This window comes from Variovorax sp. 10L421 (genome assembly GCF_056395365.1).
Map to the genome: position 1 here is coordinate 179,743 of NZ_JBFTJJ010000011.1, position 24,900 is coordinate 204,642.

Consider the following 24,900-nt stretch of genomic DNA (forward strand, 5'->3'; position numbering starts at 1 on the left):
TTCAACGGACTCCTTTCTGTGAGCGATTTTTCTTCCAGTTCGCCCGCGCCAGCCACCGATTGCGACGTGCTGATCGTCGGCGGCGGCATCAACGGCTGTGGCATCGCGCGCGACCTCGCTGGCCGTGGCTGGCGCGTGGTGCTGTGCGAAAAGGACGATCTCGCCTCGCACACTTCTTCTTCCTCCACCAAGCTGATCCACGGCGGGCTGCGCTACCTCGAGTACTACGAGTTCTCGCTTGTGCGCAAGGCGCTGCAGGAGCGCGAGGTGCTGCTCAAGAGCGCGCCGCACATCATGTGGCCGCTGCGCTTCGTGATGCCGCATGACCCGTCGATGCGCCCGGCCTGGATGATCCGCATCGGCTTGTTCATGTACGACCATCTCGCCAGGCGCGAGGTGCTGCCGGGTTCGCGCAGCGTCGATCTGCGCAAGCACGCGGCCGGCAAGCCGCTGAAGGACCAGTACAAGCGCGGCTTCATCTACTCCGACGGCTGGGTCGACGACGCGCGCCTCGTGGTGCTCAACGCGCTCGACGCGCAGGCGCGCGGCGCCGAGGTGCTGACCCGCACGCGCTGCGTGAATGCGCAGCGCGATGCCGACGGCTGGACCGCGACGCTGCTGGGCGCCGACGGCGGCAAGCGCACGCTGCGCGCCCGCGCGGTGGTCAATGCCGCGGGGCCGTGGGCCGAATCCTTTCTGCGCGGCGTCGCGCAGTCGGCCAAGGGCGAGGCGCTGGCCACCAAGAGCCTGCGGCTCGTGAAGGGCAGCCACATCGTCGTGCCGCGCCTGTTCGAGCACGACCACGCCTACATCTTCCAGAACCCCGACAAGCGGATCATCTTCGCCATTCCCTACCAGGACGAGTTCACGCTGATCGGCACCACCGACATCGAACTCACCGGCGACGACCCGGGCGCCGCACGCATCGCGCAGGAGGAAATCGACTACCTGTGCACCCAGGCCAGCCGCTACTTCGAGAAGCCCATCGTGCCGGCCGACGTGGTGTGGACCTACTCGGGCGTGCGCCCGCTGCTCGACGACGACTCGGGCGACCCTTCGGCCGTCACGCGCGACTACATGCTCGAATCGAACACCACGGCCGCGCCGCTGCTGTCGGTATGGGGCGGCAAGATCACCACCTTCCGCAAGCTGGCCGAAGACGCGGCCGACGAGGTCGGCAAGATGCTCGGGCAGTCGAGCGCGCAACGCCCGGCCTGGACCGACGGCGCCTTCCTCGCGGGCGGCGACCTGTCGGCCTGGATCGGCGCCGCCAGCCGGCCCGATGACGATTTCGAGCGCTTCGTATCGGCCGTGCAGGCCAGGTATCCGTGGCTCTATGGCCAACTGGCGCGCCGCTTCGCGCGCGGCTACGGCGCCCGCATTGCGGACCTGCTCGGTGATGCGAAGTCCTTTGCCGACCTGGGCGCCGAAGTGGCGCCGGGCCTGTACGAGCGCGAACTGCGCTTCCTGCAGGACCAYGAATGGGCCGTGAGCGCCGAAGACGTGCTCTGGCGGCGGTCCAAGCTGGGGCTGCACTACACGGCCGAAGAGCGCGAGCAGGTCGCGCTCTGGCTGCAGTCCCATCCCAAGAGCAACTAGATCCGTAAAAGAGAGCAGCGCCAATGCAATTGACACTGGAGCGCGTCACCAAGAAGGTGGGAGCGCAGACATGGCTCTACGAGCAGAGCATCGCGCCCCGAAGCGGCGCGGTCACCGTGCTGCTGGGCGCCACGCAGGCCGGCAAGACCAGCCTCATGCGGCTGATGGCCGGACTCGACACGCCGACCGAAGGCAAGGTGCTGGTCGACGGCAAGGACGTGACCGGCATGCCCGTGCGCGAACGCAATGTCGCGATGGTCTACCAGCAGTTCATCAACTATCCGTCGCTCAAGGTGTCGGACAACATCGCCTCGCCGCTGAAGCTGCGCGGCGAGACGAACATCGAGGCACGGGTGAAGGCGCTGGCCGAGAAGCTGCACATCGGCATGTTCCTCGACCGCCTGCCGGCCGAGCTCTCTGGCGGGCAGCAGCAGCGCGTGGCGCTGGCACGCGCGCTTGCCAAGAACGCACCGCTGATGCTGCTCGACGAGCCACTGGTCAACCTCGACTACAAACTGCGCGAAGGCCTGCGCGAAGAGCTCACGCAGCTCTTCGCCACCGGCGACTCGACCGTGATCTACGCCACCACCGAACCGGGCGAGGCCTTGCTGCTCGGCGGCTACACGGCGGTGATGGATGCCGGCGAACTGCTGCAGTACGGCCCGACCGCCGAGGTGTTCCATGCGCCGCAATCGCTGCGCGTGGCGCGCGCCTTCAGCGATCCGCCGATGAACCTGCTGCAGGGCACGGCGGCCGCTGGCAAGGTGCAACTCGCGGGTGGCCCCGCACTGGCGCTGGCCTTGCCTGAAGGCGTATCGGGTGCTGTCACGGTCGGCTTGCGCGCGAGCGCATTGAACGTGGGCGCGAGTGAGGGCGACATCGCCTTGCCCGGCAAGGTGGAGCTGGCCGAGATCTCGGGCTCCGACACCTTCGTGCACGTCGAGACCGCGGTGGGCGAACTGGTGGCGCAGCTCACCGGCGTGCATCGTTTCGAGCTGGGCGCGCCGATCACGCTGTACTTCAGCGCGTCGCAGGCCTATGTGTTCGATGCCAGTGAAAAACTGGCGCTGGCGCCGAGGAAATAGGATGACCCCCAGTCTTCGCGCACTTCGTGTCGCTTCGCCAACCCCCTTCCAGGGGCAACACCAGCGGCCCGGCAAAGCCGGTTCCGCGGTGTTCCGCGACAAGGTCTCGACTGTTTCATGCATTGCGTATCACGCGGAAGCGTGAAGGAGAGCTGACATGGCACGCATCGATCTCGACCTGGCACACGCCTACCGTGCGAACCCCACGCAGGACAGCGACTACGCGCTGCTCCCGCTGAAGATGAGCTTCCGCGACGGCGGCGCCTATGCCTTGCTCGGCCCCTCGGGCTGCGGCAAGACGACCATGCTGAACATCATCTCGGGCCTGCTCGTGCCTTCGCAGGGCACGGTGAGCTTCGATGGCCGCGACATGACGCGGGCCACGCCGCAGGAGCGCAACATCGCGCAGGTGTTCCAGTTCCCGGTGATCTACGACACCATGACCGTGGCCGAGAACCTCGCGTTCCCGCTGCGCAACCGCAAGGTGCCGGCCGACCAGATCAAGAAGCGCGTCGGCGAGATTGCCGAGATGCTCGACATGAGCGGGCAGCTCAACCAGCGCGCGGCCGGTCTGGCGGCTGACGCCAAGCAGAAGATCTCGCTGGGACGCGGGCTGGTGCGCAGCGACGTGTCGGCGGTGCTGTTCGACGAGCCGCTCACCGTGATCGACCCGCACCTGAAGTGGCAGCTGCGCCGCAAGCTCAAGCAGATCCACCGCGAACTGAAGCTCACGCTGATCTACGTGACGCACGACCAGGTCGAGGCGCTTACCTTCGCGGAAGAGGTGGTGGTCATGACGCGCGGCAAGGCCGTGCAGGTGGGCAGCGCCGACGCGCTGTTCGAGCGGCCGGCCCACACCTTCGTCGGGCATTTCATCGGTTCGCCGGGCATGAACTTCCTGTCGGCGCAGAGCGCCAACGGCACCATCGAAGTGGCGGGAACGCCGCTGGTGCCCACGCGCGAGCTGCCGCAGGGGCCGCTGAAGATCGGCATCCGCCCCGAGTACCTGCGTCTGTCGAATGCAGGCGCGGCCGGTGCGGTGCCGGCCGTGGTGAAGCAGGTGCAGGACGTGGGCACGCACGTGATGCTGGGCGTGGAAGCCGGCGGCAGCCTGCTGAAGGTGCGGCTGCATTCGGACGACCGGCTGCCCGCAGTGGGAGACACGGTATGGGTGCGGGTGCTAGACACGCACACCTGCTATTACAAGGATGAGGAACTGGTCGCATGAACGCAACCACCAAGCCAATCAATCAGAAAGCCTGGTGGCTCGTGCTGCCGGTGCTGATCTGCGTCGCCTTCTCGGCCATCGTGCCGCTCATGACGGTGGTCAACTACTCCGTGCAGGACATCATCTCGCCCGATCGCCGCGTGTTCGTCGGCACCGAATGGTTCGCCGCGGTGATGCGCGACGACGAGCTGCACCAGGCGCTGTGGCGCCAGCTGGGTTTCTCGCTGTCGGTGCTGCTGGTCGAGATTCCGCTGGGCATCGGCCTGGCGCTGTCGATGCCGGCCAAGGGCTGGAAGTCGTCGGCCGTGCTGGTGGTGGTGGCGCTGTCGCTGCTCATCCCATGGAACGTGGTCGGCACCATCTGGCAAATCTACGGGCGCGCCGACATCGGCCTGCTGGGCCACGCGCTGCAGACCCTGGGCATCGAATACAACTACACCGGCAGCGCTACCGATGCGTGGCTCACCGTGCTGGTGATGGACGTTTGGCACTGGACGCCGCTGGTGGCACTGCTGTGCTATGCGGGCCTGCGCTCCATTCCCGACGCCTACTACCAGGCCGCGCGCATCGACGGCGCCAGCAAGTTCGCGGTGTTCCGCTTCATCCAGCTGCCCAAGATGCGCGGTGTGCTGATGATCGCCGTGCTGCTGCGCTTCATGGACAGCTTCATGATCTACACCGAGCCCTTCGTGCTGACGGGCGGCGGGCCGGGCAATGCGACCACTTTCCTGAGCCAGTACCTCACGCAGAAGGCCGTGGGGCAGTTCGACCTGGGGCCGGCGGCGGCGTTCTCGCTGATCTATTTCCTCATCATCCTGCTGTTCTGCTTCGTGCTCTACAACTGGATGCAGCGGGTCGGTACGCAGGAAGCGGAGGTGGAGAAATGAACGAGAAGAGATTTCACAAGCGCAGCATCTTCCTGGTGCTGTACATCCTGTTCGCGCTGTTGCCCATCTACTGGATGGTCAACATGAGCTTCAAGACGAACGAGGAGATTCTGTCGAGCTTCTCGTTCTTCCCGCAGCAGCTCACCTGGGCCAATTACGCGCGCATTTTCACCGACGAGTCGTGGTACTCGGGCTACATCAACAGCCTGATCTACGTGGCGATCAACACGGTCATCTCGCTCACCGTGGCGCTGCCCGCGGCCTATGCGTTCTCGCGCTATTCGTTCCTGGGCGACAAGCACGTGTTCTTCTGGCTGCTGACCAACCGCATGACGCCGCCCGCGGTGTTCCTGCTGCCGTTCTTCCAGCTCTACAGCACGGTCGGCCTCATGGACACGCACCTGGGCGTGGCGCTCGCGCACCTGTTGTTCAACGTGCCGCTGGCGGTGTGGATCCTGGAGGGCTTCATGAGCGGCATCCCGCGCGAGATCGACGAGACGGCATATATCGACGGCTATTCGTTCCCGCGCTTCTTCCTCACCATCTTCCTGCCGCTCATCAAGGCCGGCGTGGGCGTGGCGGCGTTCTTCTGCTTCATGTTCAGCTGGGTCGAGCTGTTGCTGGCGCGCACGCTCACGAGCGTGAATGCCAAGCCCATCGTCGCGACGATGACGCGCACGGTGAGCGCGTCGGGCATGGATTGGGCAACGCTGGCAGCGGCCGGCGTGCTGACCATCGTGCCGGGCGCGATCGTGATCTGGTTCGTGCGCCACTACATCGCAAAGGGTTTCGCGATGGGGCGCGTTTGAATGATGGTTTCTCTCCCTCGCCCGGAAGGGGAAGGAGCAAGAAAAGACAAGGAAATAGAGCATGTTCGACTGGATGGTATGGACCACCCCCGTGGCCGTTTTCTTCAGCTGCATCGCACTCATGCTGGTCGGCATGACGGTGTGGGAATTCAAGTCGCCCACCACGCTGCGGCGCGGCTGGCTGCCGATGGCCACCACGCGTGGCGACCGGCTGTTCATCGGGCTGCTGTCGGCGGCGTATGTGAACCTGGTCTTCATCGGCCTGGCGGGCAAGTTCCAGGAGTGGCTCAGCCTCGAGGCCGAGCCTTCGATCTGGATCAGCTTCGTGCTGTCGATGGGCCTGCTCGCGTTGGTGATGCGCAAGGGCTGAACATTTCCTTTCGTCTTCTCAGACGCGTTCCGGCTCTCCGCCTCCCCGGAGCCGTGATCGAACACAACACCGGGGAAGCAACAACCGAGGAGACAACTTCATGAAGATGCGCTACACGGCATTGGCACTGGCAGCGGCGATGTTCGCCGCGCATGGTGCGGCGACGGCTGGCGAGGCCGAAGCCAAGAAATGGATCGACAGCGAGTTCCAGCCATCGACCTTGTCCAAGGACAAGCAGATGGAGGAAATGAAATGGTTCATCGATGCGGCCAAGAAGCTGCAGGCCAAGGGCGTGAAGGAGGTGTCCGTCGTCTCCGAAACGCTGACCACCCACGAATACGAGTCGAAGACACTGGCCAAGGCCTTCGAGGAAATCACCGGCATCAAGGTCAAGCACGACCTGATCCAGGAAGGCGACGTGGTCGAGAAGCTGCAGACCTCGATGCAGTCGGGCAAGTCGATCTATGACGGCTGGATTTCCGACTCCGACCTGATCGGCACGCACTATCGCTACGGCAAGATCATGTCGCTGACCGACTACATGAAGGGCGCCGGCAAGGAGTTCACCAACCCCGGCCTCGACCTGAAGGACTTCATCGGCACCAGCTTCACCACCGCGCCCGACGGTCAGCTGTACCAGTTGCCCGACCAGCAGTTCGCCAACCTGTACTGGTTCCGCGCCGACCTGTTCGCGCGCAAGGACCTGCAGGACAAGTTCAAGGCCAAGTACGGCTACGACCTGGGCGTGCCGCTGAACTGGAGCGCCTATGAAGACATCGCCGAGTTCTTCAGCGTCGACGTGAAGACCATCGACGGCAAGCCAATCTACGGCCACATGGACTACGGCAAGAAAGACCCGTCGCTCGGCTGGCGCTTCACCGATGCGTGGCTGTCGATGGCCGGCTCCGCCGACAAGGGAATTCCCAACGGCATGCCGATCGACGAATGGGGCATCCGCGTGGCCGACGACAAGTGCACGCCTACCGGTGCCTCGGTGTCGCGCGGCGGTGCCACCAACTCGCCAGCCGCCGTGTACGCGCTCACCAAGTACATCGACTGGATGAAGAAGTACGCGCCCAAGGAGGCCATGGGCATGACCTTCGGCGAATCCGGTCCAGTGCCGGCCCAGGGCCAGATCGCGCAGCAGATCTTCTGGTACACGGCCTTCACCGCCGACATGACCAAGAAGGGCCTGCCGGTCGTGAACGACGACGGCTCCCCCAAGTGGCGCATGGCCCCCGGCCCGAACGGTCCGTACTGGAAGCAGGGCATGCAGAACGGCTACCAGGACGTGGGCTCGTGGACCTTCTTCAAGGGCCATGACGCCAACAAGACGGCGGCAGCATGGCTCTACGCGCAGTTCATCACCGCCAAGACCACCTCGCTGAAGAAGTCGATCACCGGGCTGACATTCATCCGCGACAGCGACATCCGTGCGGACTACTTCACGCAGAACGCCAACAAGTACGGCGGCCTGATCGAGTTCTACCGCAGCCCGGCACGCGTGGCATGGACGCCGACCGGCACCAACGTACCCGACTATCCGAAGCTCGCGCAGCTCTGGTGGAAGAACGTGGCGGAGGCCGTCACGGGCGAGAAGACCCCGCAGAAGGCAATGGACAACCTGGCCGACGAGATGGACAACGTGATGGCCCGCCTCGAGCGCGCCGGCATGGCCCATTGCGCGCCCAAGCTGAACCCCAAGGGTGATCCGGCCAAGTACCTGAGCGACGACCATGCCCCGTGGAAGAAGCTGGCCAACGAAAAGCCGAAGGGCGAGACCATCGACTACAACAAGCTGCTGACCGCCTGGAAGGAAGGCAAGGTGCGCTGAGCCTTGCATACAGCGTCCGCGTTCTGAAAAGATCGCCGTGACAAGGGCCGTGCCGCGAGGTGCGGCCCTTTTTGTTCTTTTCCCGCATTGCGGCCATATGACCGATCCGGCCGTCTGATTGTCGCGACGCATGACCAATGGCAGATGCGTTCGGCACGGGCTTCGCGTACATTCGACGGCCCCCGAAACGCCACCGCCAGTGACCTCCAGCCTTTCCAGCCCCCCACGCACGGACCCAGCAGCCGCCCCTCGAAGCGTCAAGCGCGTCCTGGTCCTGCGCTATTCGCAGTCCGGCCAGCTCGACGAGGTCGCCGAGCAGATCGCCGCCCCGCTGCGCGCCGACCCGTCGATCCAGGTGCACGAAGAAACACTGCGGCCGCAGAAGCCGTATCCCTTTCCCTGGCCCTTCCTGACTTTCTTCGATGCCTTCCCCGAGTCGGCCCACATGAAGCCGCAGCCGCTCGCGCCACTGTCGCTCACGGGCGAGGAAGACTTCGACCTGATCGTGCTGCCCTACCAGGTTTGGTTCCTGGCACCTTCGCAGCCCGTTGCGGCTTTTCTGAAGCACCCGGTGGCGGCGCGGCTGCTCAAGGGCAAACCTGTGGTCACGGTCATCGCGTGCCGCAACATGTGGCTGCTGGCCCATGAGAAGCTCAAGGGCATGCTCGATGACGTGGGCGCGCGCCTGATCGACAACGTGGTGCTCACCGACCCCGGCCCCACGCTCGCCACCTTCTTCACCACGCCGGCCTGGCTGATCTGGGGCCGCAAGCGCGGCTTCTGGGGCATGCCCGATGCCGGGCTCAGCACCAGGCAGATCCGCGGCACCGCCCGCTTCGGGCGTGCCCTGCGCGATGCGTTGCACAGCGGCCAGGAGCGTGGGACGCAGCCTTTGCTGGCCGGCCTGGGCGCCGTGCGGGCCGACGCGAAATTGCTCATCAGCGAGAAGGCCGGCACCCGCAGCTTCTACCTGTGGGGCAAGCTGATCATGGCGGCCGGCAGTCCGGGTGCGTGGCAGCGCAAGCCGCTGCTGCTGTTGTACGTGCTGTTCCTGATCGCGCTGATCGTCACGGTGGTGCCGGTGAGCCTGACGCTGCAGGCGCTCCTGCGGCCCTTGTTCAGAGGGTGGCTGACTAAAATGACGGCTCAATTCGAGTGCCCGTCGGGCTCGGCCACGGATCGCACTGCTCTCTATGACAACTGATGTCTTCCTGACCCGCACCGCCGCCTTTCTGCCGTTTCCCCCCGTCAGCAATGAAGACATCGAAGACGTCCTCGGCCGCATCGGCGGCAAGGCTTCTCGCGCGCGGCGGCTGATTCTTCGCAGCAACGGCATCCAGTCGCGCCACTACGCCATCGACCGCGCCACCGGCGAGCTGGCCATGACCAACGCGCAGCTCACCGCCTCGGCCATCCGCGCGCTCGGCGATATCGGCCCGGTCGACTGCCTCGTCACCGGCACCTCGCTGCCCGACCAGCTCATGCCCAACCACGCGGTGATGGTGCATGGCGAACTCGGCTGGCCCCGGCTCGAAGTGGTGGCCTGCGCGGGCATCTGCCTGGCCGGCGCCACCGCGCTGAAGCATGCGTGGCTCTCGGTGCGCGCGGGCGATGCGCAGCGTGCGGTGGCCACGGGTTCGGAGCTGGCCTCGGCCGTCATGCGCGGCTCGCGCTTCGAGGCCGAGCTGGAGCACAAGCTGGAGGCGCTGGAGGCGCGGCCCGAACTGGCCTTCGAGAAGGACTTCCTGCGCTGGATGCTGTCCGACGGTGCCGGCGCCGTGCTGCTGGAGCGCGAGCCGCGCGGGCCGCTGTCGCTGCGTGTCGATTGGATCGACCTGTCGTCGGCTGCGCATGAGCTGCCGGTGTGCATGTACGCCGGCGCCGAGAAGAATGCCGAAGGCGGCCTCGACGGCTGGGGGCGCAAGACGCCCGCCGAATGGCAGAGCGAGTCGACCTTCGCCGTGAAGCAGGACGTGCGCCTGCTCAACGAGAACATCGTGCGCGCCACGCTGGGCGAGCCGCTGGCGGCCATCATCGAGCGGCGCGGGCTGAAGTCGGCGGACATCGACTGGTTTTTGCCGCACCTGTCGTCGCAGTACTTCGTCGAGCCGGTGAGCCAGTGCCTCGAATCGCTGGGCCTGCCGATTCCGCGCGAGCGCTGGTTCAGCAATCTTGCGAGCAAGGGCAACACGGGTTCGGCGTCGCCTTACATCATGCTCGACGAGCTGTTCCGCTCGGGCCGCATCCAGCGTGGCCAGAAGCTGCTGATGTTCGTGCCGGAGAGCGGCCGCTTCTCCAGCGGCTTCATCTACATGGAGGCTGTGTAGCCATGGATCTCGACGCAGTACCGCAGGAGGGCAATGCGACCCTCGACGGCCATTCCAAGCTGATGTACGCCCGCGACGCGCAGGGCCGCGTCGTCACCACCACTTCGCGCGGCTGGGAGGCGGAGGAGATCGTCACCAGCCATGCGGTCGACGTGCTCGTCGAACAGGCGCAGGCCGCGAAGGAGCGCGTGAAGGCGGGGCAGGCCTCGCCGCTCGAATACTGGATGTACGAGCGCCGCATGGACGTGGCGCTGCTCTCGCAGACCAGCGGCTTCTGGCAGTGGCGCGTACGGCGCCACCTGCAGCCGCGCCATTTCGCGGCGCTGTCGCCGGCCCAGCTCGCGCGCTACGGCGAAGCGCTGGGGCTTTCCGTCTCCACCTTGCAGGGCCTGCCGTGAACTTCCAACACCAACAGGCGGCGCATTGCGAAAGCGGCGTCATCTCCAGCCTGATGCGCCACCACGGCGCACCGATGAGCGAGAGCATGGCGCTCGGCCTGTCGTCCGCGATCTCGTTCGCGTACCTGCCGTTCATCAAGCTGTCGGGCCTGCCGCTCATTTCGTACCGCATGCCGCCCAAGGCCATCATCAAGGGCCTGCTGGCACCGATGGCCGCCCGCTTCCGCTTCGAGACCTTTCGCAGCGCCGAGGCCGGACAGCAGCGGCTCGATGCTTTGCTGGCCGATGGCCAGCTGGTGGGCCTGCAGACCTCGGTCTACTGGCTGCCGTACTTTCCGCCGAACATGCGCTTCCACTTCAATGCGCACAACCTGCTGGTGTACGGGAAGGACGGCGATGACTACCTGATCAGCGACCCGGTGTTCGAGGAGCCCGTGCGCTGCCCGAGCGGCGACCTGGCACGCGCTCGCTTCGCCAAGGGCGTGCTGGCGCCGAAGGGGCTCATGTATTACCCGCAGGCCATCGATCGCAAGACGGTCGATGCGGCCTCCGTGGTCAAGGCCATCCGCAAGACGGTGCGCAACATGCTGGCGCCCATTCCCATCGTCGGCGTACGCGGCATGCGCATGCTGGCCAAGCGCATGCAGAAGCTGTCGCCGACCGATCCGCGCAGCGTCGACTTCATCGGCCACGTGGTGCGCATGCAGGAAGAAATCGGCACGGGCGGGGCGGGTTTCCGCTTCATCTATGCGGGTTTCCTGCAAGAGGCGGCACAGCTGCTCGACAAGCCGCAACTGCAGCAGATGTCCGAGCGGCTGATCGCCATCGGCGACGGCTGGCGTGCGTTCGCGCTCAAGGCGGCGCGCATGGTGAAGGGGCGAGAGGCGGTCGACCCCGCCGCGCTGGCTGCCAAGCTGCACGAGCAGGCGCTGCAGGAAGAAAACTTCTTTCGCGACCTGAAGGCTGCCGTGGCCTGAGATGGAGCGTTGTTCTTTTCTCCTTGTTGTTCGTTGTTCGGGGCGCGATCACGCCGACACGCCCCCGTCACCCGGCAACTCGAGGCCAGACCCATGCTCGAGTTGAAGACCCTCGGCCACCGGTATCCGAACGCCGACACCCCCGCGCTGGTGGACGTGTCGCTCACCGTGCCACGGGGCTGCGTGCTGGGCCTGCTGGGCCCCAACGGCGCGGGAAAGACCACGCTGATCTCGCACTTGTCGGGCGCGTTGGCCGTGCAGTCGGGCGAGATCCTCATCGACGGCCAGCCGCTGCAGCAGGTGCGTGCGAAGGCCCCGACGCGCATCGCGGTGGCACCTCAGGAGCAGGCGTTCTATCCGATGCTCACCGTGGCCGAGAACCTGGCGGTGTTCGCCGCTGCGGGAAGGCTGTCGGGCCCGCGCAAGAAGGAGCGGATCGAGGCCTGCACGCAATTCGCGCAGCTGGAGCAGTTCGCGGGCGTGCGCGCCGAGCGGCTCTCGGGCGGCCTCAAGCGCCGGCTCAACCTTGCGATTGCCTTGCTGCCCGAGCCCGAGCTGATGCTGTTCGACGAGCCCACCGTGGGCGTCGATCCGCAATCGCGCGCGTTCATCCTCGACGCGATCCGGAGCCTCGCGCAGCAGGGCGCGGCGGTGATCTACGCCTCGCACTACATGGAGGAGATCGAGGCCATTGCAGATCGCGTCGCCATCCTCGACCGTGGACACGTGCTGCGCGAAGGCTCGCTCGACGGGCTGCTGTCGAAGAGCGCGATGCTGCTCACGCTGGCCGCCGACGGGCTCGACGCCGGCATGCTCTCGCGCTTCGGCACGGTGGAGCAGGGCGGCGCGCACTGGCGCATTCACCTGAACGCAGGGAGCGGCCCGGGGCCGGTGCTGGCTGCTCTGGAAGCCGCGGGCACCGAGGTGCGCCACGCCGAATTCGGCCGCCATGACCTGGAGCAGCTGTTCATGGCGCTCACCCACCGCTCGTTGCGCGACTGAAGAACCCCATGCTCCTCGCGCTCATCAAGAAAGAACTGCTCGCCCTCGTGCGCGACATGCACGGCCTTGCCGCGCTGTTCCTGATGCCGATGGTCTTCATCGTGCTGATGTCGCTCACGCTGAAGGATATCTACCGCCCGCCGCTGGCCGAACTGAGCTACGCCATCGACATGCGCGACACGGCCACGCCCGCGCAGTGGCTCAAGCAGCTCTGGCAGCGCAACCATGGCGCGCCGCAGCCGCTTGGCAATGACTGGCAGGCACGGCTGCTCAACGGCTCGCTCAAGTACGTGATCGTGATGGAGCCGGGCCTGTCGCAAGAGCTGGAGTCGGCCGCGCTGTCGACCAGGGCGTACATCCATCTGCTGACCGAACCGGGCATCGACGCCAACCTGTTCAACGCACTGCGCGCCGAACTCATCGGCGCCTCGGGCGAGCTCAAGGCGCGCCTTGCGCTGGCGGTGCCCGGCACGGCCAGCCCCGCGCCCGAGGCGTCCATCGAGGCGATGGTGCGCGCCGAGCGCTTCTCCACCGCCGGCCCGCGGCCGACCTCGGTGCAGCAGAACGTGCCGGCGTGGCTGGTGTTCGGCATGTTCTTCGTGGTGGCCTCGCTGTCCAGCCTGTTCGTGCAGGAGCGCAGCTCGGGCGCGCTCGGACGGCTGCAGGGCCTGGGCGTGTCGCGCAGCATGCTGCTGATGTCGAAGGCGCTGCCGTACCTGGGCGTGAACGCGCTGCAGGCCGTGCTGATGCTCGCGGCCGGCATCTGGTTCATGCCGCTGATCGGCGGCGACGCGCTGTCGCTCGCGGGCATCCATTGGGGCGCGCTGCTGTTGTCGCTCGCGGCCGTGAGCCTCGCGGCGGTGAGCCTGTCGCTCGCGCTGGCCTGCCTGGTGCGCAGCCACGCGCAGGCGGCCACCATCGGGCCGATGGTCAATGTGCTGATGGCGGCGGCGGGCGGCATCATGGTGCCCAAGTTCGTCATGCCGGGCTTCATGCAGCGGCTGGTCGAGATTTCCCCGATGAACTGGGGGCTCGAAGCGCTGCTGACCGTGCTGCTGCGTGGCGGCGGCGTGGCCGATGCGCTGCCGCAGATCGGCCGGCTGGCCGTGTTCGCGGCGCTGATGTTTCTTCTGGCTGTTTTTCTGTTTCGCAGGCGCGCATCGTGAGCACCACCGTCACCCCTGAATTCATTGCCAGCCTCAAGGCCATGGTGCTCGAAGCCGTCGAGAAGGACGCGCCCCCGGGCGGCCTCGGCGACGACGAGCCATTGTTCGGCCCCGAGGCCCGGCTCGACCTCGACTCGCTCGACGCGCTCCAGGTGTCGATGACGATCCAGCAGCGCTTCGGCGTGCGCATGCCCGACAGCAAGGAAACACGCCGGGCGATGACTTCCATCGCTCATCTGGCGGAGCACCTCGCGCTGGCGGGCAAGGCATGAGCGACGTCTACCTGGGCGGCACGGGCCTGGCCTGTGTGCTCGGCGACGACGTTCCATCCGTGCTGGCGTCGCTGCAGCGCGGCGGCGTGCTGCCGACACCGGTGGCCGTGGCAGAGGGAATCCACTGGCCGGTGTACGCGCTGGCGCCGAGCGAAGGCGACTGGACGCAGCGCCTGTGCCGCACCGTGTGCAACGTGGCTGCGCAGACCGGCGACTGGGGCGCGCGCACGGTACCGCTGTTCGTGGCCTCGTCGTCGCTCGACATCGGCTTCATGGAGCACGAGAAGCAGGACCTGCGGCTCGGCGGCGACCTGCAGGACTTTGCCGGCATCGTGGCCCGCGCGCTGGATTGGCAGGGACCGGTGTTCACCGTTTCGACCGCCTGCACGTCGGCGCTGAACGCGGTGCTGGCGGCCGCCGAGCTGATTCGCAGCGAAGACGCCGACCAGACACTGGTGATCGGCATCGAACTCGACAACCGCTTCACGGTCGCCGGCTTCGGCGCGATGCAGTTGCTGGCGCCCGACCGCGCGCAGCCCTTCGGCGCACAGCGCAAGGGGCTGGTGCTCGGCGAAGCGGTCGCCGCACTGCGAATGACATCGCGTCCTGCGCGCTGGCAGGTCGCGGGCGGTGCCAACGTGGTCGACGGGCGCAACCCATCGGGCACCGAAGCCACGGCCGTGCATGCGATGTGCCGCGGCGCGCTGGCGCAGAGCGGCCTGCAGCCCGGCGACATCGACCTGATCAAGGTGCAGGCGGCGGGCAGCCCCGTCAACGACGCCATCGAGGTGGAAGCGCTGAAGCGGGTGTTCGATCCGCTGCCGCCGCTGGTGTCGCTCAAGTCGGCGATCGGCCACACGCTGGGCGCGGCGGGGGCGGCGGAACTGGCCTTGCTGGTCGGCTGCATCGAGGGTGGCGTCTGGCCGTCGGTGGATTATTCGCTCGATGCATCGCTCGGCATTGCGCTGAGCAAGGAGGCGCCGCAGAAGCTGCGCAACATCCTGCTCAACGTGGTGGGCTTCGGCGGTGGACATGCTTCGCTCGTGTTGAAGGACGCAGGCCCATGAGCACCTGGCACACCACCGCCCATTTCATCGCGCATCCGCCGCCGGTCGACTGGCGCGATGACCTCGCCCGCCGCATCGGCCGCCGGCCGCGCCGTGTCGGCCTGTGGACCGAGCTGGCGATGTACGGCGCACGCTGCTGCCTCGACGCGGCGGGCGAGGCCGCATTGCCGGCCGGCGCGCGCATCCGTGTCGCCAGTCAACGCGGCGCATGGGGCGCCACGCATGCCGGCCTGACCCAGCTCGATGCAGGCCTGCCGATGCCCTTCACCTTCATGCAGAGCCAGCCCGCGCTGATGCTGGCCGAAGTCGGCCGCTGTCTCGAATGGTGGGGCGACGCCAGTTTTGCGCTGTGCCGCGATGCGGCGCGCACGCTGCAGCTGGCGAAGCTGGGCGCGGCGCGCGACGGCCTGTTGTTCGGCATCGTGGAAGAAGAGCGCCATGGCGAGCCGCCGCGCACCGAATGGTGGCGCCTGGTGCCCGCCTGACGAGGCCGGTCAGCCCGCGATGGAACGCTGCAGGTTGAGGCGGGCCTGCGCTTCGAGCTGCGCGTGCATCCGCGGTGTCGCATAGATGGCCTGGCGGTCGAGAAAGCGCTGAAGAATCGCTCGGCGCCGCGGCAGCCGCACCTCGTCCGGAACGAAGGCGTATTCGGCATGCACCTGCCGCTCGTATTCGTCGAAACGCCCACGTTCCGCGCCGAGGATCGACAGGTCGATGTCGATCAGCAGCTCGGCATCGCGGCCTTCGGGTACGGCGTCGTGGCGTGTGGCCATCACGAGCGCATGGACGCGCTCGGCGGCTGCTCTGTCCGCACCGGCTTCGAGCAGGGCCTCGCGCGCCCAATCGGCGCTGCGTGCCTCGTTGTCGTGGGCGTGTACGTCGTAGATGGCGTCGTGGAACCACAGCGCGAGCGCCACTTCACCGGGGCGTTCGGCCAACGTCTTCTCGCGCTCGAACCACGCGAGGCATTCGCCCAGGTGCTGCACCGTGTGGTAGTGGCGCTGCGGTTCGCCGTAGCGGCGCTGCAGCTCTTCGCACAGCGCCTCACCCGGCGAGTCGATGCCCAGCGCATGCCAGGCCTCGTTCCAGTTCGCGCGCAGCGCCTCGGGTGTCATGGTGCTATTGCTCCATCGCCGCCTTGACCTCTTGCCCAAGGTCGAGCACGGACATGGCGTAGTAGCTGCTCCAGTTGTAGCGCGTGATCACGTAGAAGTTGCGCGTGCCGGCCACGTAGGTTGGTGGCGCATCGGCGCCGTTCTGCAGCTCGATCAATGCGAGCAGGCCCTTGTGGTTGATGCCGTCGCCTTCGGGCACCGCGCCGGCGGCCACGAAGCTGTCGGTGCTGAAGGTCGGCAGGATGTCGGGCGCCAGCAGCAGCGCCTTCTGCAGCCGCGCTTCCTCGAAATGCATCGGATAGATCGCCGGCATGCCGGCCTTCCAGCCGAAGGCCTTGAAGTAGTTGGCGACCGAGCCGATCACGTCGGCCGGGTTGTTCACGAGATCGATGCGGCTGTCGCCGTCGAAGTCGACCGCGTACTTGGCGATGCTGCTGGGCATGAACTGCGGCATGCCCATCGCGCCGGCATAGCTGCCGACGGGCGTGAGCGGATCGTCGGCGGTGCGGCTCTCGGTGCTCAGGAAGCTTTCGAGCTCTCCGCGGAAGAAGGCCTGGCGCTCGGCCGCGCGTGGATGGCCTTCGGGAAAGTCGAACGAGAGCGTGGCCAGTGCATCGATCACGCGAAAGTTGCCCATGTTGCGGCCGTAGATGGTCTCCACGCCGACGATGCCGACGATGATTTCCGGCGGCACGCCGTACACCTGCTCGGCGCGCGCGAGCGTGTCGGCATTGGCGCGCCAGAAGCGCACGCCCGCCGCGATGCGCACCGGGTCGATGAAGCGGCTGCGGTAGGTCTGCCAGTTCTTCACCGTGCCGACCGGGCCCGGCAGCATGAGCCGCGGCACGTTGGGCAGGAAGCGCGCGCTGCCGATGGTGGCGCGCACCCAGTCGCGATCGAGGCCGCGGCGCTCGGCCACTTCGTCGGCGAACTTCATCGCGTCGTCGCGCGTGGCGTAGGGCGTGCTGCCGCGCACCGGGCTGGCCGCTGCGCTGCGGCCGTTGGAAGACTTCTGGGCTACAGCCCCCGTGGACCATGCGCAGCAGGCGGCAAGGAGGGCGGCTGCCGCGGCGGCGCGCGAAGGCGTGGAGAGGAAAAATCGCATGGGCCGATTGTGCCGTCCGCCCACATGGCCCCTCTTCAGGGACACATGTGGTTTCAGCCGCGTGGGTTGTCGGTCGGCCAGGCGATGCGCCGGAACTCGGCGCGCAGGGTGGAGAGCGAGTCGGGCGTGGCCGGCGCGTAACGCTGTGCCTCGAGCTTGAGCAGCCAGTCGCGCACGGCCTGCGCGGCGGGGCCGAAGCGTGCGTCGGCCGCCTGTGCCATCTGGCGCGGCGGGGCGCTGTCGGGCAGCTGCAGGCCGGCCTTGGCGAGCCGCGCGCGCGCCCGGCCCAGCAGGCGCAGCCATGGGTCGTGCCGGCTGCGCTCCCACAGCGTCCAGCCGGCGCCAGCCAGGCTCGCGCCCACCAGCAGGTAGAGCAGCACGTAGGCCAGGTCTTCGAGGCTCGGCGCCTTGAAGCCGATGTTCTTCAGCAGGTTGAGCTGGCGGCTCTGGGTGTAGTTGAGCACCCACTGGTTCCAGCCGTTGTTGACGGCTTCCCATGCGGCGCGGATGTTCTGCACGAGGGTGGGGCTCATCGAGCCGAAGGCGCCCGCGATCAGGCCCGGCTGCGGCTGGAGCCGCTGTGTCTGGCCGATGCGCCCCGGAGACACCGAGCCCGTGGGATCCACGCGGGTCCAGCCGGTGCCTTCCTGCCAGATCTCGGCCCAGGCATGGGCATCGCTCTGGCGCACGATCCAGTAGTTGTCTACGCCGTTGAGTTCCCCGCCCTGGTAGCCCGTCACGATGCGCGCCGGGATGTTCAGGTTGCGCATCAGCACCACGAAGGCCGAGGCGATGTGTTCGCAGAAGCCCTCCTTGCGGTCGAACCAGAACTCGTCGGCCGTGTCGTTGCCATAGACGCCCGGCTCCAGCGTGTAGCTGTAGCCGCCGGTGCGCAGGCGCCGCAGGGCGGCCTGCACGAAGGCCTGCGCGTTGGCGTTGGCCAGCGCGGGGTCGGCGCGCATCTCGGCGGCGAGGGCGGCGGTGCGCGGGTTGGTGCCGGGCGGCAGCGCCAAGTAGGCCTGGAGCTGGCCGCCCGTGCGCTTCAATGGGCCGCTCTGGAACTGCGTGTAGCTTTCGGCGCGGTAGCGCACCAGGTCGGTGACGGGGCGGTTCGCGATCCATTGCAGGTCGGGCGTGCCGGTGACTTCGAAGCCGGGTGCCTCGGGGGGGCGCTGCGCCGCGTCGAGGGCCAGCAGCCAGGGGCGGTTGCTGGCTTCGAGCGTGACCTCGTAGCGCACGGGTTCGCCGCTCACGCGCAGGTTGGGGGTCCATTGCGCGCCGCGCGCCCATGACGGCAGCGCGGTCCATTCACGGCCGTCGAACTGCGCCAGCACCGGTCCACGGAAATAGAGCTGGCTTTGCGGCGGCGCCCGGCCACCGTCGAACTTGATGCGCGCGGCGATGCGGTCATCGAGCGCCAGTTCGGCGATGGTGCCGACGCGCATGGTGTTCGACAGGCCGCTGCGCCCCAGCATGGCGTCGCTGGGTGTGCCCCACAGCGGCGCGAGGCGTGGGAACAGCAGGAACAGCGTGAGCATGATCGGCGCGCCCGCCAGCGCCATCCAGCCCGCCATGCGTGCGGCCTGCATCAGCGGCGGCCGACCCACCGGCATGTGCGCGTTGACCAGCGCGGTCAAAAGGCCCAGCAGCGCCAGCAGCATGGTGAACGCGGTCAGCAGCGACTGCGAATAGAAAAAGTTCGTGAGCATCGCGAAGAAGCCCAGGAAGAAGACCACGAACGCATCGCGCCGCGCGCGCAGTTCCAGCGTCTTGAGTGCGAGCAGGCTGACGATCAGCGTCACGCCCGCGTCGCGGCCCAGCAGCGTGCGGTGCGTGGCGTAGGTGGCGCCGAGGATCAGCGCCAGCAGGGCGATGCGCCACCACTTGCTGGGCAGGGAGCGTCCCTGTACGGACAATGTGGCGCGCCAGAGCAGCACCATGGCTGTGATGGCCGTGCACCACCAGGGCAGGTTCTCGATCTGCGGCAGCAGGATCAGGCCGATCACGCAGAGCAGGAAAAGGGTATCCCGCGCGTCCCGGGGGAGTGCGGCGAGTTCCCGTATGACTCGGTTCATGCGGCGGTTCCGTTCAACACAGCGCCAAGGCCTCGAGGCAGGCGCGCCGGTGGGCTTCGCCTTGCGACGGCTTCACGACCCGGCCCTCTACCCGGATGCCGTAGTCCACGCCCAGCCGGTCGGCCATCAGCACCCACGCGCACAGGCGCGAGAGGCGGGCTTCGGCATCGGCAAGGCCGGTGCTCCGCGCGTCGAGCCAGAGTTCTTCGCGCTGGGTCTGCTGCGTGTCGCGGCTCACCAGCTCTTCCGATCCGGCTGCCTGTGCGCGCGCTGCCTTCTTCCAGACCACGAGCTTCAGCGGATCGCCGCGGCGGTAGGCGCGCACGCCGTCGTACTCGCCGGCGTTGTGCGCCCGCAGCGAGGCGGACATCGCCGCCGGCCCCGACAGCGGCTCGCCCGGCGGCAGCGGCGGCGGATGCGCCTCGGGCGTGGGGTAGACCAGCATCTGCGCGGCCGGCCGCCAGACTGTCCACACGCGGAACGTGCCGAGCGGGAAGCGCGTCTCGGCCGTGAGCGGCGGGACCGGGTGCAGGCCGCGCCGCTCGGGCTGGAAGGCGATCTCGACGGTGGACGTTCCCTCGGCCGGCACGTCGGTCCAGGCCCATTGCCCGCTGCCGCGCACGGCCATGCCGATGCCGTAGCGCACGCGGCGCCGGGTGTTGTGCAGCACCACCCGGAAGACGGCGGCGGCGCCCGCGTAGTGGGCATCGGGCGGCACGAGGTGCATCGCCAGCCCGCGCAGCGTGCCGTGGCACACGTGCATGCCCACGGCCACGCTGCCGGCCAGCAGGAAGGTCAGCAGGTAGCCGAGGTTGAGCTGGTAGTTGATCGAGGCGACCAGCAGCACCAGCAGCGTCGCGCCCAGCGTCCATCCGGCCCGCGTGGGCACGATGTAGACATTGCGCTGCGTGAGCTCCAGCGTGTCCGACGGCGGACGGCGCGACAGGAACCAGCCATCGATGCGCGAGCGCAAAGAGGCGATCATCGGTGGTGGTCCCTGGGGCCGAAAAGCGCGAAACACCGCGGAACCGGCTTCGCCGGGCCGCCGGTGTTGCCCCCTGCAAGGGGGGAGGAGAAGCGACACGAAGTGCGCAAAGCCTGGGGGTGTTTCATGACTACGGCAGTGGCACGGCGGCGATCATGGCGCGCACCTGCTCCACGGCGCCGCGCCCGGCGTCGCCCACGGGCGTGAGGCGGTGCGCGATCGTTTGCGGCAGCACGGCCTGCACGTCGTCGGGTGCGACGTAGCTGCGGTTGGCCAGCAGCGCCTGCGCCTTGGCCGCACGCAGCACCGCGATGCCGGCGCGCGGCGACAGGCCCTGCAGGAACCAGCGGCCCGAGCGCGTGGCCGCGATCAGGTCCTGCAGGTAGTTGAGCAGCGGCTCGGCCGCATGCACCTGCTGCACGCGCTGCTGCAGGGCCGTGAGTTCGCCGGCGGTCAGCATGGCGGGCAGGGAGGCCAGCATTTCGCGGCGGTCGCCGCCCGCGAGCAGCAGCCGCTCGGCGGCGCGGTCGGGGTAGCCGAGCGAGATGCGCATCAGGAAGCGGTCGAGCTGCGACTCGGGCAGCGCGAAGGTGCCGAGCTGGTCCTGCGGGTTCTGGGTGGCGATCACGAAGAAGGGCGTGGGCAGCGGGCGGGTTTCGCCTTCGACGGTGACCTGCTTTTCCTCCATCGCCTCGAGCAGCGCGCTCTGGGTCTTGGGGCTGGCACGGTTGATCTCGTCGGCCAGCAGCACCTGCGCAAAGATCGGCCCGGGGTGGAACACGAAGGCCTGCTGGCCCCGGTCGTAGATCGCCACGCCCGACAGGTCGCCAGGCATCAGGTCGGCCGTGAACTGCACCCGCGAGAACTGCATCCCGAAGGTATGCGACAGCGCGTGGGCGAGGGTGGTCTTGCCCACCCCCGGCACATCCTCGATCAGCAGGTGCCCACCTGCCAGCAGGCAGGCCACGCAGTCGCGCACCTGGGCCTCTTTGCCCACGATCACCGTGTTAAGCTGACTCAGCAAAGTGGCTAGCTTCGCAGCAACGTCCATATTTGTATCCATATGCAAACGATACCGTAAGACCTGCCGGCCCCATGCCGAATGAGGTCTAGGCGTGGCGACAGAGACACATGGGCAAGACAGGCTACTTCACACACCGCGACTTCTGGAAGCACGACATGGGCGAGGGGCACCCCGAGTGCCCGGGTCGGCTGGATGCCATCGAAGACCGCCTGCTGCTCACCGGCGTGGGCGATGCGCTGGAGCACTGCGAGGTGCCGCTGGCCACCCTGGAACAGATCACCCGGGCGCACAGCACCGCGCACGTCGAGTACCTCGAGGCGCTGAACCAGCGCCTGGTGGCCGACGAACCCGCCGGCGGCCCCGACCACGCGCAGGTCGACCCCGACACGGTGCTCAACCGCTTCACCCTGCTGGCCGCGCGCCGCGCCGCCGGCGCTGCGATCGCTGCGACCGACGCGGTGATTGCCGGCGACCTGGAAAACGCCTTCTGCTCGGTGCGCCCGCCCGGCCACCATGCCTGCCGGGAGCAGGCGATGGGCTTCTGCTTCTTCAACAACGTCGCCATCGCGGCGCGCCACGCCATCGAGGTGCACGGCATCGAGCGCGTGGCCATCGTCGATTTCGACGTGCACCACGGCAACGGCACCGAGAACATCCTCTCGAACGATCCGCGCGTGCTGATGGTCGGGTTCTTCCAGCATCCGTTCTACCCGTACAGCGGCACCGAGCATCCGGCGCCGAACATGCTGAACCTGCCGATCCCGGCCTACACAAGGGGCATGGACGTGCGGGAGATGATCGAAGCGGCCTGGATGCCGCGGCTGGAGGAGTTCAAGCCGCAGATGGTCTTCATCAGCGCCGGCTTCGACGCCCATCGCGAGGACGACCTGGGCCAGCTGGGCCTCAACGAAAACGACTTCGCCTGGATCACGGGCCGCATACACGATGTTGCGAGGCGCCATGCGAAGGGCCGTATCGTCTCGATGCTCGAAGGCGGCTACAACCTCGATGCGCTCGCGCGCAGCGTGGAAGCCCACATCCGCGTTCTCGCGGACCTCTAACGCAGCCGGCGCGGACGGCGCTCCGCTACCTTTCAATAGATGAATTTCAACGATTTCACTCAACGTCTGAGCCAGGTCGATGCGCGCGGCCTCGGCATCGAGCTTGTCGCGCTGGTGGTCTGCGTGGCGCTGGCCTGGGCCGTTTGCAAGTGGTTCGGCCGCGACCAGCCCAAGGATTCGATCTGGTTCGGCGAGAGCACCTTCGACGGGTTGCTGTTTCCGTTGCTGGCGCTGGTGTTCACCGATCTCGCCCGGCGCGTGGTGCTCGATTTCCAGACCGTGCTGGTGCTGCGCATCGCGGTGCCGGTGTTCCTGTCGCTGGTGGTCATCAGGCTGTTCGCGCGGGTGCTGCGGGCGGTGTTTCCCGCGTCCAACCTCGTGCGGCTGATCGAGCGCACGATCTCCTGGCTGGCGTGGATCGCGGCGGTGCTCTGGATCGTCGGGCTGCTGCCGCCGGTGCTGGCCGAGCTCGACGACATCACGCTGGCCTTCGGCAAGACGCGTGTGAGCCTGCAGACCATCTTCCAGGGCGTGTTGTCGGCGGGGCTGGTGCTGGTGATCTCGCTGTGGATCGCGAGCACCATCGAGAAGCGCATCCTGCGCGAGGCCGTGACCGACCTGTCGATGCGCAAGGTGGCGTCGAATGCGGTGCGTGCCTTCCTGCTGCTGGTCGGCCTGCTGTTCGCGCTGTCGGCGGTGGGGGTGGACCTGACGGCGCTGTCCGTGCTCGGCGGCGCGCTCGGCGTGGGCCTGGGTTTCGGCCTGCAGAAGCTGGCGGCCAACTACGTAAGCGGGTTCGTGATCCTGCTCGAGCGCTCGATCCGCATCGGCGACAACGTGAAGGTCGATACCTTCGAGGGCCGCATCACCGACATCAAGACCCGCTATACCCTGATCCGCGCGGGCAACGGGCGCGAGGCCATCGTGCCGAACGAATCGCTGATCACCAGCCGGGTCGAAAACCTGTCGCTGGCCGACCGCAAGTTCAACATCACGACCACCATCGTGGTCGGCTACGAGAGCGACGTGGCGCAGGTGCAGTCCATCTTGTGCGAGGCCGCCAAGGCCCAGCCGCGCGTGATGTCCGACCCGGAGCCGGTGGCTTTCCTCATGAACTTCGCGCCCGACGGCCTGGAGTTCACGCTGAACTTCTGGGTCGCCGACCCCGACAAGGGCAAGGACAACCTGCGCTCGGCCATCAACATCGCAATCCTCGACGGGCTGCGCGGTGCGCGCATCGACATTCCCTATCCGCAGCGCGTGCTGCGTGTGGAGTCTTTACCGCCAGGAGTCGTCCAGGCGCCCGACGCTGTTTTATAATCACGGAAAAGCACGATCGTTCTTTTTTCTTGGTCCCCGTGCCGACGAGAAGAATGGAGAGGCGACAAAGGTCGCGTCCTAGAATGACCGGTTGCCCTCGAAGCCCCCTTTTTGCAATCCAATGGAGTCAAGTCAATGAAGGTTCTCGTACCTGTCAAACGGGTCGTCGATTACAACGTCAAGGTGCGCGTGAAGAGCGACGGCACCGGGGTGGACATTGCCAACGTCAAGATGAGCATGAACCCCTTCGACGAGATCGCGGTGGAAGAAGCGGTTCGCCTGAAGGAAAAGGGTGTGGTCACCGAGGTCATCGCCGTGTCCTGCGGTGACGCCAAGTGCCAGGAGACGCTCCGCACCGCCATGGCCATCGGCGCCGACCGCGGCATCCTGGTCGAGACCACCGAAGAACTGCAGCCCCTGGCCGTGGCCAAGCTGCTCAAGGCGCTGGTCGACAAGGAACAACCGTCGCTCATCATCCTCGGCAAGCAGGCCATCGACGACGACGCCAATCAAACGGGCCAGATGCTGGCAGCCCTGGCTGATCTTCCCCAAGCCACCTTCGCCTCCAAGGTCGAAGTCGCCGACGGCAAGGCCACCGTGACGCGCGAAGTCGACGGCGGCCTGGAAACCGTCAGCCTCAGCCTGCCGGCCGTCATCACCACCGACCTGCGCCTGAACGAGCCGCGCTACGTGACGCTGCCCAACATCATGAAGGCCAAGAAGAAGCCGCTGGACACCTTCAAGCCCGAAGAGCTGGGTGTCGATGTGAAGCCCCGCCTGAAGACCCTCAAGGTCAGCGAGCCGCCCAAGCGCGGCGCCGGCATCAAGGTGCCCGACGTCGCCACCCTGGTGGACAAGCTCAAGAACGAAGCCAAAGTGATCTGAGGAAGACAACGACATGACCGCACTAGTTATTGCCGAACACGACCACGCGACCGTCAAGCCCGCGACCCTCAACACCGTGACTGCCGCGCTGGCCTGCGGTGGCGATGTCCACGTGCTGGTGGCCGGAGCCAACGCTGCCGAAGCCGGCAAGGCCGCCGCCCAGATCGCGGGCGTGGCCAAGGTCATCGTGGCCGACAGCCCCAGCCTGGCCGAGAACCTGGCCGAGAACGTCGCCGCCCAGGTGCTGACCATTGCCGGCAACTACAGCCACATCCTGTTCCCCTCGACCGCCAACGGCAAGAACGTCGC

25 protein-coding genes are annotated in these 24,900 nt (G+C 67.2%); 20 read left to right on the forward strand and 5 right to left on the reverse strand.

The window, feature by feature from the left end; all coding sequences use genetic code 11:
• Positions 1-18: 18 nt before the first annotated feature.
• The 16 genes from glpD (at position 19) to AC1DFC_RS16695 (ending at position 15,506) form a co-directional block, all read left to right on the forward strand.
• Positions 19-1,599, forward strand: a complete 1,581-nt coding sequence (gene glpD / locus AC1DFC_RS16620; protein ID WP_007831597.1) for a glycerol-3-phosphate dehydrogenase — start codon at positions 19-21, stop codon at positions 1,597-1,599.
• 23 nt (positions 1,600-1,622) lie between these two features.
• Positions 1,623-2,684, forward strand: coding sequence for an ABC transporter ATP-binding protein (locus AC1DFC_RS16625; protein WP_413315500.1), 1,062 nt, complete (start codon positions 1,623-1,625; stop codon positions 2,682-2,684).
• 157 nt (positions 2,685-2,841) lie between these two features.
• A complete protein-coding gene (locus AC1DFC_RS16630) occupies positions 2,842-3,912 on the forward strand; it encodes an ABC transporter ATP-binding protein (protein WP_478179604.1) in 1,071 nt (356 codons plus the stop codon).
• Positions 3,909-4,799, forward strand: coding sequence for a carbohydrate ABC transporter permease (locus AC1DFC_RS16635; RefSeq protein WP_478179605.1), 891 nt, complete (start codon positions 3,909-3,911; stop codon positions 4,797-4,799). The genes AC1DFC_RS16630 and AC1DFC_RS16635 overlap by 4 nt, the downstream gene beginning before the upstream one ends.
• Positions 4,796-5,608 (forward strand): carbohydrate ABC transporter permease, encoded by an 813-nt coding sequence (locus AC1DFC_RS16640; RefSeq protein WP_007831605.1) that lies wholly within the window; start codon positions 4,796-4,798, stop codon positions 5,606-5,608. The genes AC1DFC_RS16635 and AC1DFC_RS16640 overlap by 4 nt, the downstream gene beginning before the upstream one ends.
• A gap of 61 nt (positions 5,609-5,669) precedes the next feature.
• The gene (locus AC1DFC_RS16645) at positions 5,670-5,978 is read left to right on the forward strand and encodes a DUF2160 domain-containing protein (protein ID WP_478179606.1); all 309 of its coding nucleotides are present in this window, start codon (positions 5,670-5,672) and stop codon (positions 5,976-5,978) included.
• 100 nt (positions 5,979-6,078) lie between these two features.
• Complete coding sequence (locus AC1DFC_RS16650) at positions 6,079-7,812, forward strand: ABC transporter substrate-binding protein (RefSeq protein WP_007831607.1); 1,734 nt, start codon at positions 6,079-6,081, stop codon at positions 7,810-7,812.
• Positions 7,813-8,011: 199 nt separating this feature from the next.
• Positions 8,012-9,016 carry a dialkylrecorsinol condensing enzyme gene (locus AC1DFC_RS16655; RefSeq protein WP_478179607.1) on the forward strand — a complete coding sequence of 335 codons (1,005 nt, stop codon included), beginning with the start codon at positions 8,012-8,014 and terminating at the stop codon, positions 9,014-9,016.
• On the forward strand, positions 9,006-10,139 hold the full coding sequence (locus tag AC1DFC_RS16660) for a beta-ketoacyl-ACP synthase III (RefSeq protein ID WP_413335941.1): 1,134 nt from the start codon (positions 9,006-9,008) through the stop codon (positions 10,137-10,139). The genes AC1DFC_RS16655 and AC1DFC_RS16660 overlap by 11 nt, the downstream gene beginning before the upstream one ends.
• 2 nt (positions 10,140-10,141) lie before the next feature.
• A complete protein-coding gene (locus AC1DFC_RS16665; protein WP_007831610.1) occupies positions 10,142-10,537 on the forward strand; it encodes a DarG family dialkylresorcinol biosynthesis protein in 396 nt (131 codons plus the stop codon).
• Positions 10,534-11,514, forward strand: coding sequence for a BtrH-related acyltransferase DarH (darH, locus tag AC1DFC_RS16670; protein ID WP_007831612.1), 981 nt, complete (start codon positions 10,534-10,536; stop codon positions 11,512-11,514). Before AC1DFC_RS16665 ends, darH begins: the two co-directional genes overlap by 4 nt.
• Positions 11,515-11,607: 93 nt before the next feature.
• Positions 11,608-12,516: an ABC transporter ATP-binding protein gene (locus tag AC1DFC_RS16675; RefSeq protein ID WP_478179608.1), complete on the forward strand. Its 909-nt coding sequence runs from the start codon at positions 11,608-11,610 to the stop codon at positions 12,514-12,516.
• 8 nt (positions 12,517-12,524) lie between these two features.
• Positions 12,525-13,682, forward strand: a complete 1,158-nt coding sequence (locus AC1DFC_RS16680; RefSeq protein WP_413335937.1) for an ABC transporter permease — start codon at positions 12,525-12,527, stop codon at positions 13,680-13,682.
• The gene (locus AC1DFC_RS16685; RefSeq protein WP_007831618.1) at positions 13,679-13,954 is read left to right on the forward strand and encodes an acyl carrier protein; all 276 of its coding nucleotides are present in this window, start codon (positions 13,679-13,681) and stop codon (positions 13,952-13,954) included. Before AC1DFC_RS16680 ends, AC1DFC_RS16685 begins: the two co-directional genes overlap by 4 nt.
• Complete coding sequence (locus AC1DFC_RS16690) at positions 13,951-15,021, forward strand: beta-ketoacyl synthase N-terminal-like domain-containing protein (protein WP_478179609.1); 1,071 nt, start codon at positions 13,951-13,953, stop codon at positions 15,019-15,021. The genes AC1DFC_RS16685 and AC1DFC_RS16690 overlap by 4 nt, the downstream gene beginning before the upstream one ends.
• A complete protein-coding gene (locus tag AC1DFC_RS16695; protein WP_007831623.1) occupies positions 15,018-15,506 on the forward strand; it encodes a hypothetical protein in 489 nt (162 codons plus the stop codon). The genes AC1DFC_RS16690 and AC1DFC_RS16695 overlap by 4 nt, the downstream gene beginning before the upstream one ends.
• Positions 15,507-15,515: 9 nt before the next feature.
• On the opposite strand, the gene AC1DFC_RS16700 is transcribed toward AC1DFC_RS16695, so the two are convergent.
• The 5 genes from AC1DFC_RS16700 to AC1DFC_RS16720 all read right to left on the reverse strand — a co-directional run bounded on the left by AC1DFC_RS16700 (position 15,516) and on the right by AC1DFC_RS16720 (position 21,352).
• Positions 15,516-16,136, reverse strand: coding sequence for an HD domain-containing protein (locus AC1DFC_RS16700; RefSeq protein WP_413335934.1), 621 nt, complete (start codon positions 16,134-16,136; stop codon positions 15,516-15,518).
• A 4-nt stretch (positions 16,137-16,140) separates the two neighbouring features.
• Positions 16,141-17,241, reverse strand: coding sequence for a lytic murein transglycosylase B (gene mltB, locus AC1DFC_RS16705; protein WP_007831633.1), 1,101 nt, complete (start codon positions 17,239-17,241; stop codon positions 16,141-16,143).
• Between the two features lie 53 nt (positions 17,242-17,294).
• A complete protein-coding gene (locus AC1DFC_RS16710) occupies positions 17,295-19,316 on the reverse strand; it encodes a transglutaminase TgpA family protein (RefSeq protein ID WP_413335931.1) in 2,022 nt (673 codons plus the stop codon).
• Between the two features lie 13 nt (positions 19,317-19,329).
• Positions 19,330-20,301, reverse strand: a complete 972-nt coding sequence (locus tag AC1DFC_RS16715; RefSeq protein WP_007831637.1) for a DUF58 domain-containing protein — start codon at positions 20,299-20,301, stop codon at positions 19,330-19,332.
• Between the two features lie 130 nt (positions 20,302-20,431).
• The gene (locus AC1DFC_RS16720; RefSeq protein WP_007831639.1) at positions 20,432-21,352 is read right to left on the reverse strand and encodes an AAA family ATPase; all 921 of its coding nucleotides are present in this window, start codon (positions 21,350-21,352) and stop codon (positions 20,432-20,434) included.
• A gap of 80 nt (positions 21,353-21,432) precedes the next feature.
• On the opposite strand from AC1DFC_RS16720, the gene AC1DFC_RS16725 reads away from it, so the two are divergent.
• The 4 genes from AC1DFC_RS16725 to AC1DFC_RS16740 form a co-directional block, all read left to right on the forward strand.
• Positions 21,433-22,386 carry a histone deacetylase family protein gene (locus AC1DFC_RS16725; protein WP_007831641.1) on the forward strand — a complete coding sequence of 318 codons (954 nt, stop codon included), beginning with the start codon at positions 21,433-21,435 and terminating at the stop codon, positions 22,384-22,386.
• 39 nt (positions 22,387-22,425) lie between these two features.
• Positions 22,426-23,706: a mechanosensitive ion channel family protein gene (locus AC1DFC_RS16730; protein WP_007831644.1), complete on the forward strand. Its 1,281-nt coding sequence runs from the start codon at positions 22,426-22,428 to the stop codon at positions 23,704-23,706.
• 135 nt (positions 23,707-23,841) lie between these two features.
• Positions 23,842-24,591, forward strand: a complete 750-nt coding sequence (locus tag AC1DFC_RS16735) for an electron transfer flavoprotein subunit beta/FixA family protein (protein ID WP_478179610.1) — start codon at positions 23,842-23,844, stop codon at positions 24,589-24,591.
• A 13-nt stretch (positions 24,592-24,604) separates the two neighbouring features.
• Positions 24,605-24,900, forward strand: a 296-nt coding sequence (locus AC1DFC_RS16740; protein WP_478179611.1) for an adenine nucleotide alpha hydrolase family protein, incomplete at its 3' end; no start/stop codon positions are given.

Excerpts from the sequence above, each read along its gene's own strand:
- AC1DFC_RS16625 (WP_413315500.1), top strand. The coding sequence starts at position 1,623 with ATGCAATTGACACTGGAGCGCGTCACCAAGAAGGTGGGAGCGCAGACA.
- AC1DFC_RS16630 (WP_478179604.1), top strand. The coding sequence starts at position 2,842 with ATGGCACGCATCGATCTCGACCTGGCACACGCCTACCGTGCGAACCCC.
- AC1DFC_RS16635 (WP_478179605.1), top strand. The coding sequence starts at position 3,909 with ATGAACGCAACCACCAAGCCAATCAATCAGAAAGCCTGGTGGCTCGTG.
- AC1DFC_RS16640 (WP_007831605.1), top strand. The coding sequence starts at position 4,796 with ATGAACGAGAAGAGATTTCACAAGCGCAGCATCTTCCTGGTGCTGTAC.
- AC1DFC_RS16645 (WP_478179606.1), top strand. The coding sequence starts at position 5,670 with ATGTTCGACTGGATGGTATGGACCACCCCCGTGGCCGTTTTCTTCAGC.
- AC1DFC_RS16650 (WP_007831607.1), top strand. The coding sequence starts at position 6,079 with ATGAAGATGCGCTACACGGCATTGGCACTGGCAGCGGCGATGTTCGCC.
- AC1DFC_RS16660 (WP_413335941.1), top strand. The coding sequence starts at position 9,006 with ATGACAACTGATGTCTTCCTGACCCGCACCGCCGCCTTTCTGCCGTTT.
- AC1DFC_RS16665 (WP_007831610.1), top strand. The coding sequence starts at position 10,142 with ATGGATCTCGACGCAGTACCGCAGGAGGGCAATGCGACCCTCGACGGC.
- AC1DFC_RS16675 (WP_478179608.1), top strand. The coding sequence starts at position 11,608 with ATGCTCGAGTTGAAGACCCTCGGCCACCGGTATCCGAACGCCGACACC.
- AC1DFC_RS16680 (WP_413335937.1), top strand. The coding sequence starts at position 12,525 with ATGCTCCTCGCGCTCATCAAGAAAGAACTGCTCGCCCTCGTGCGCGAC.
- AC1DFC_RS16690 (WP_478179609.1), top strand. The coding sequence starts at position 13,951 with ATGAGCGACGTCTACCTGGGCGGCACGGGCCTGGCCTGTGTGCTCGGC.
- AC1DFC_RS16695 (WP_007831623.1), top strand. The coding sequence starts at position 15,018 with ATGAGCACCTGGCACACCACCGCCCATTTCATCGCGCATCCGCCGCCG.
- AC1DFC_RS16700 (WP_413335934.1), bottom strand. The coding sequence starts at position 16,136 with ATGACACCCGAGGCGCTGCGCGCGAACTGGAACGAGGCCTGGCATGCG.
- mltB (WP_007831633.1), bottom strand. The coding sequence starts at position 17,241 with ATGCGATTTTTCCTCTCCACGCCTTCGCGCGCCGCCGCGGCAGCCGCC.
- AC1DFC_RS16710 (WP_413335931.1), bottom strand. The coding sequence starts at position 19,316 with ATGAACCGAGTCATACGGGAACTCGCCGCACTCCCCCGGGACGCGCGG.
- AC1DFC_RS16715 (WP_007831637.1), bottom strand. The coding sequence starts at position 20,301 with ATGATCGCCTCTTTGCGCTCGCGCATCGATGGCTGGTTCCTGTCGCGC.
- AC1DFC_RS16720 (WP_007831639.1), bottom strand. The coding sequence starts at position 21,352 with ATGGACGTTGCTGCGAAGCTAGCCACTTTGCTGAGTCAGCTTAACACG.
- AC1DFC_RS16725 (WP_007831641.1), top strand. The coding sequence starts at position 21,433 with ATGGGCAAGACAGGCTACTTCACACACCGCGACTTCTGGAAGCACGAC.
- AC1DFC_RS16730 (WP_007831644.1), top strand. The coding sequence starts at position 22,426 with ATGAATTTCAACGATTTCACTCAACGTCTGAGCCAGGTCGATGCGCGC.
- AC1DFC_RS16735 (WP_478179610.1), top strand. The coding sequence starts at position 23,842 with ATGAAGGTTCTCGTACCTGTCAAACGGGTCGTCGATTACAACGTCAAG.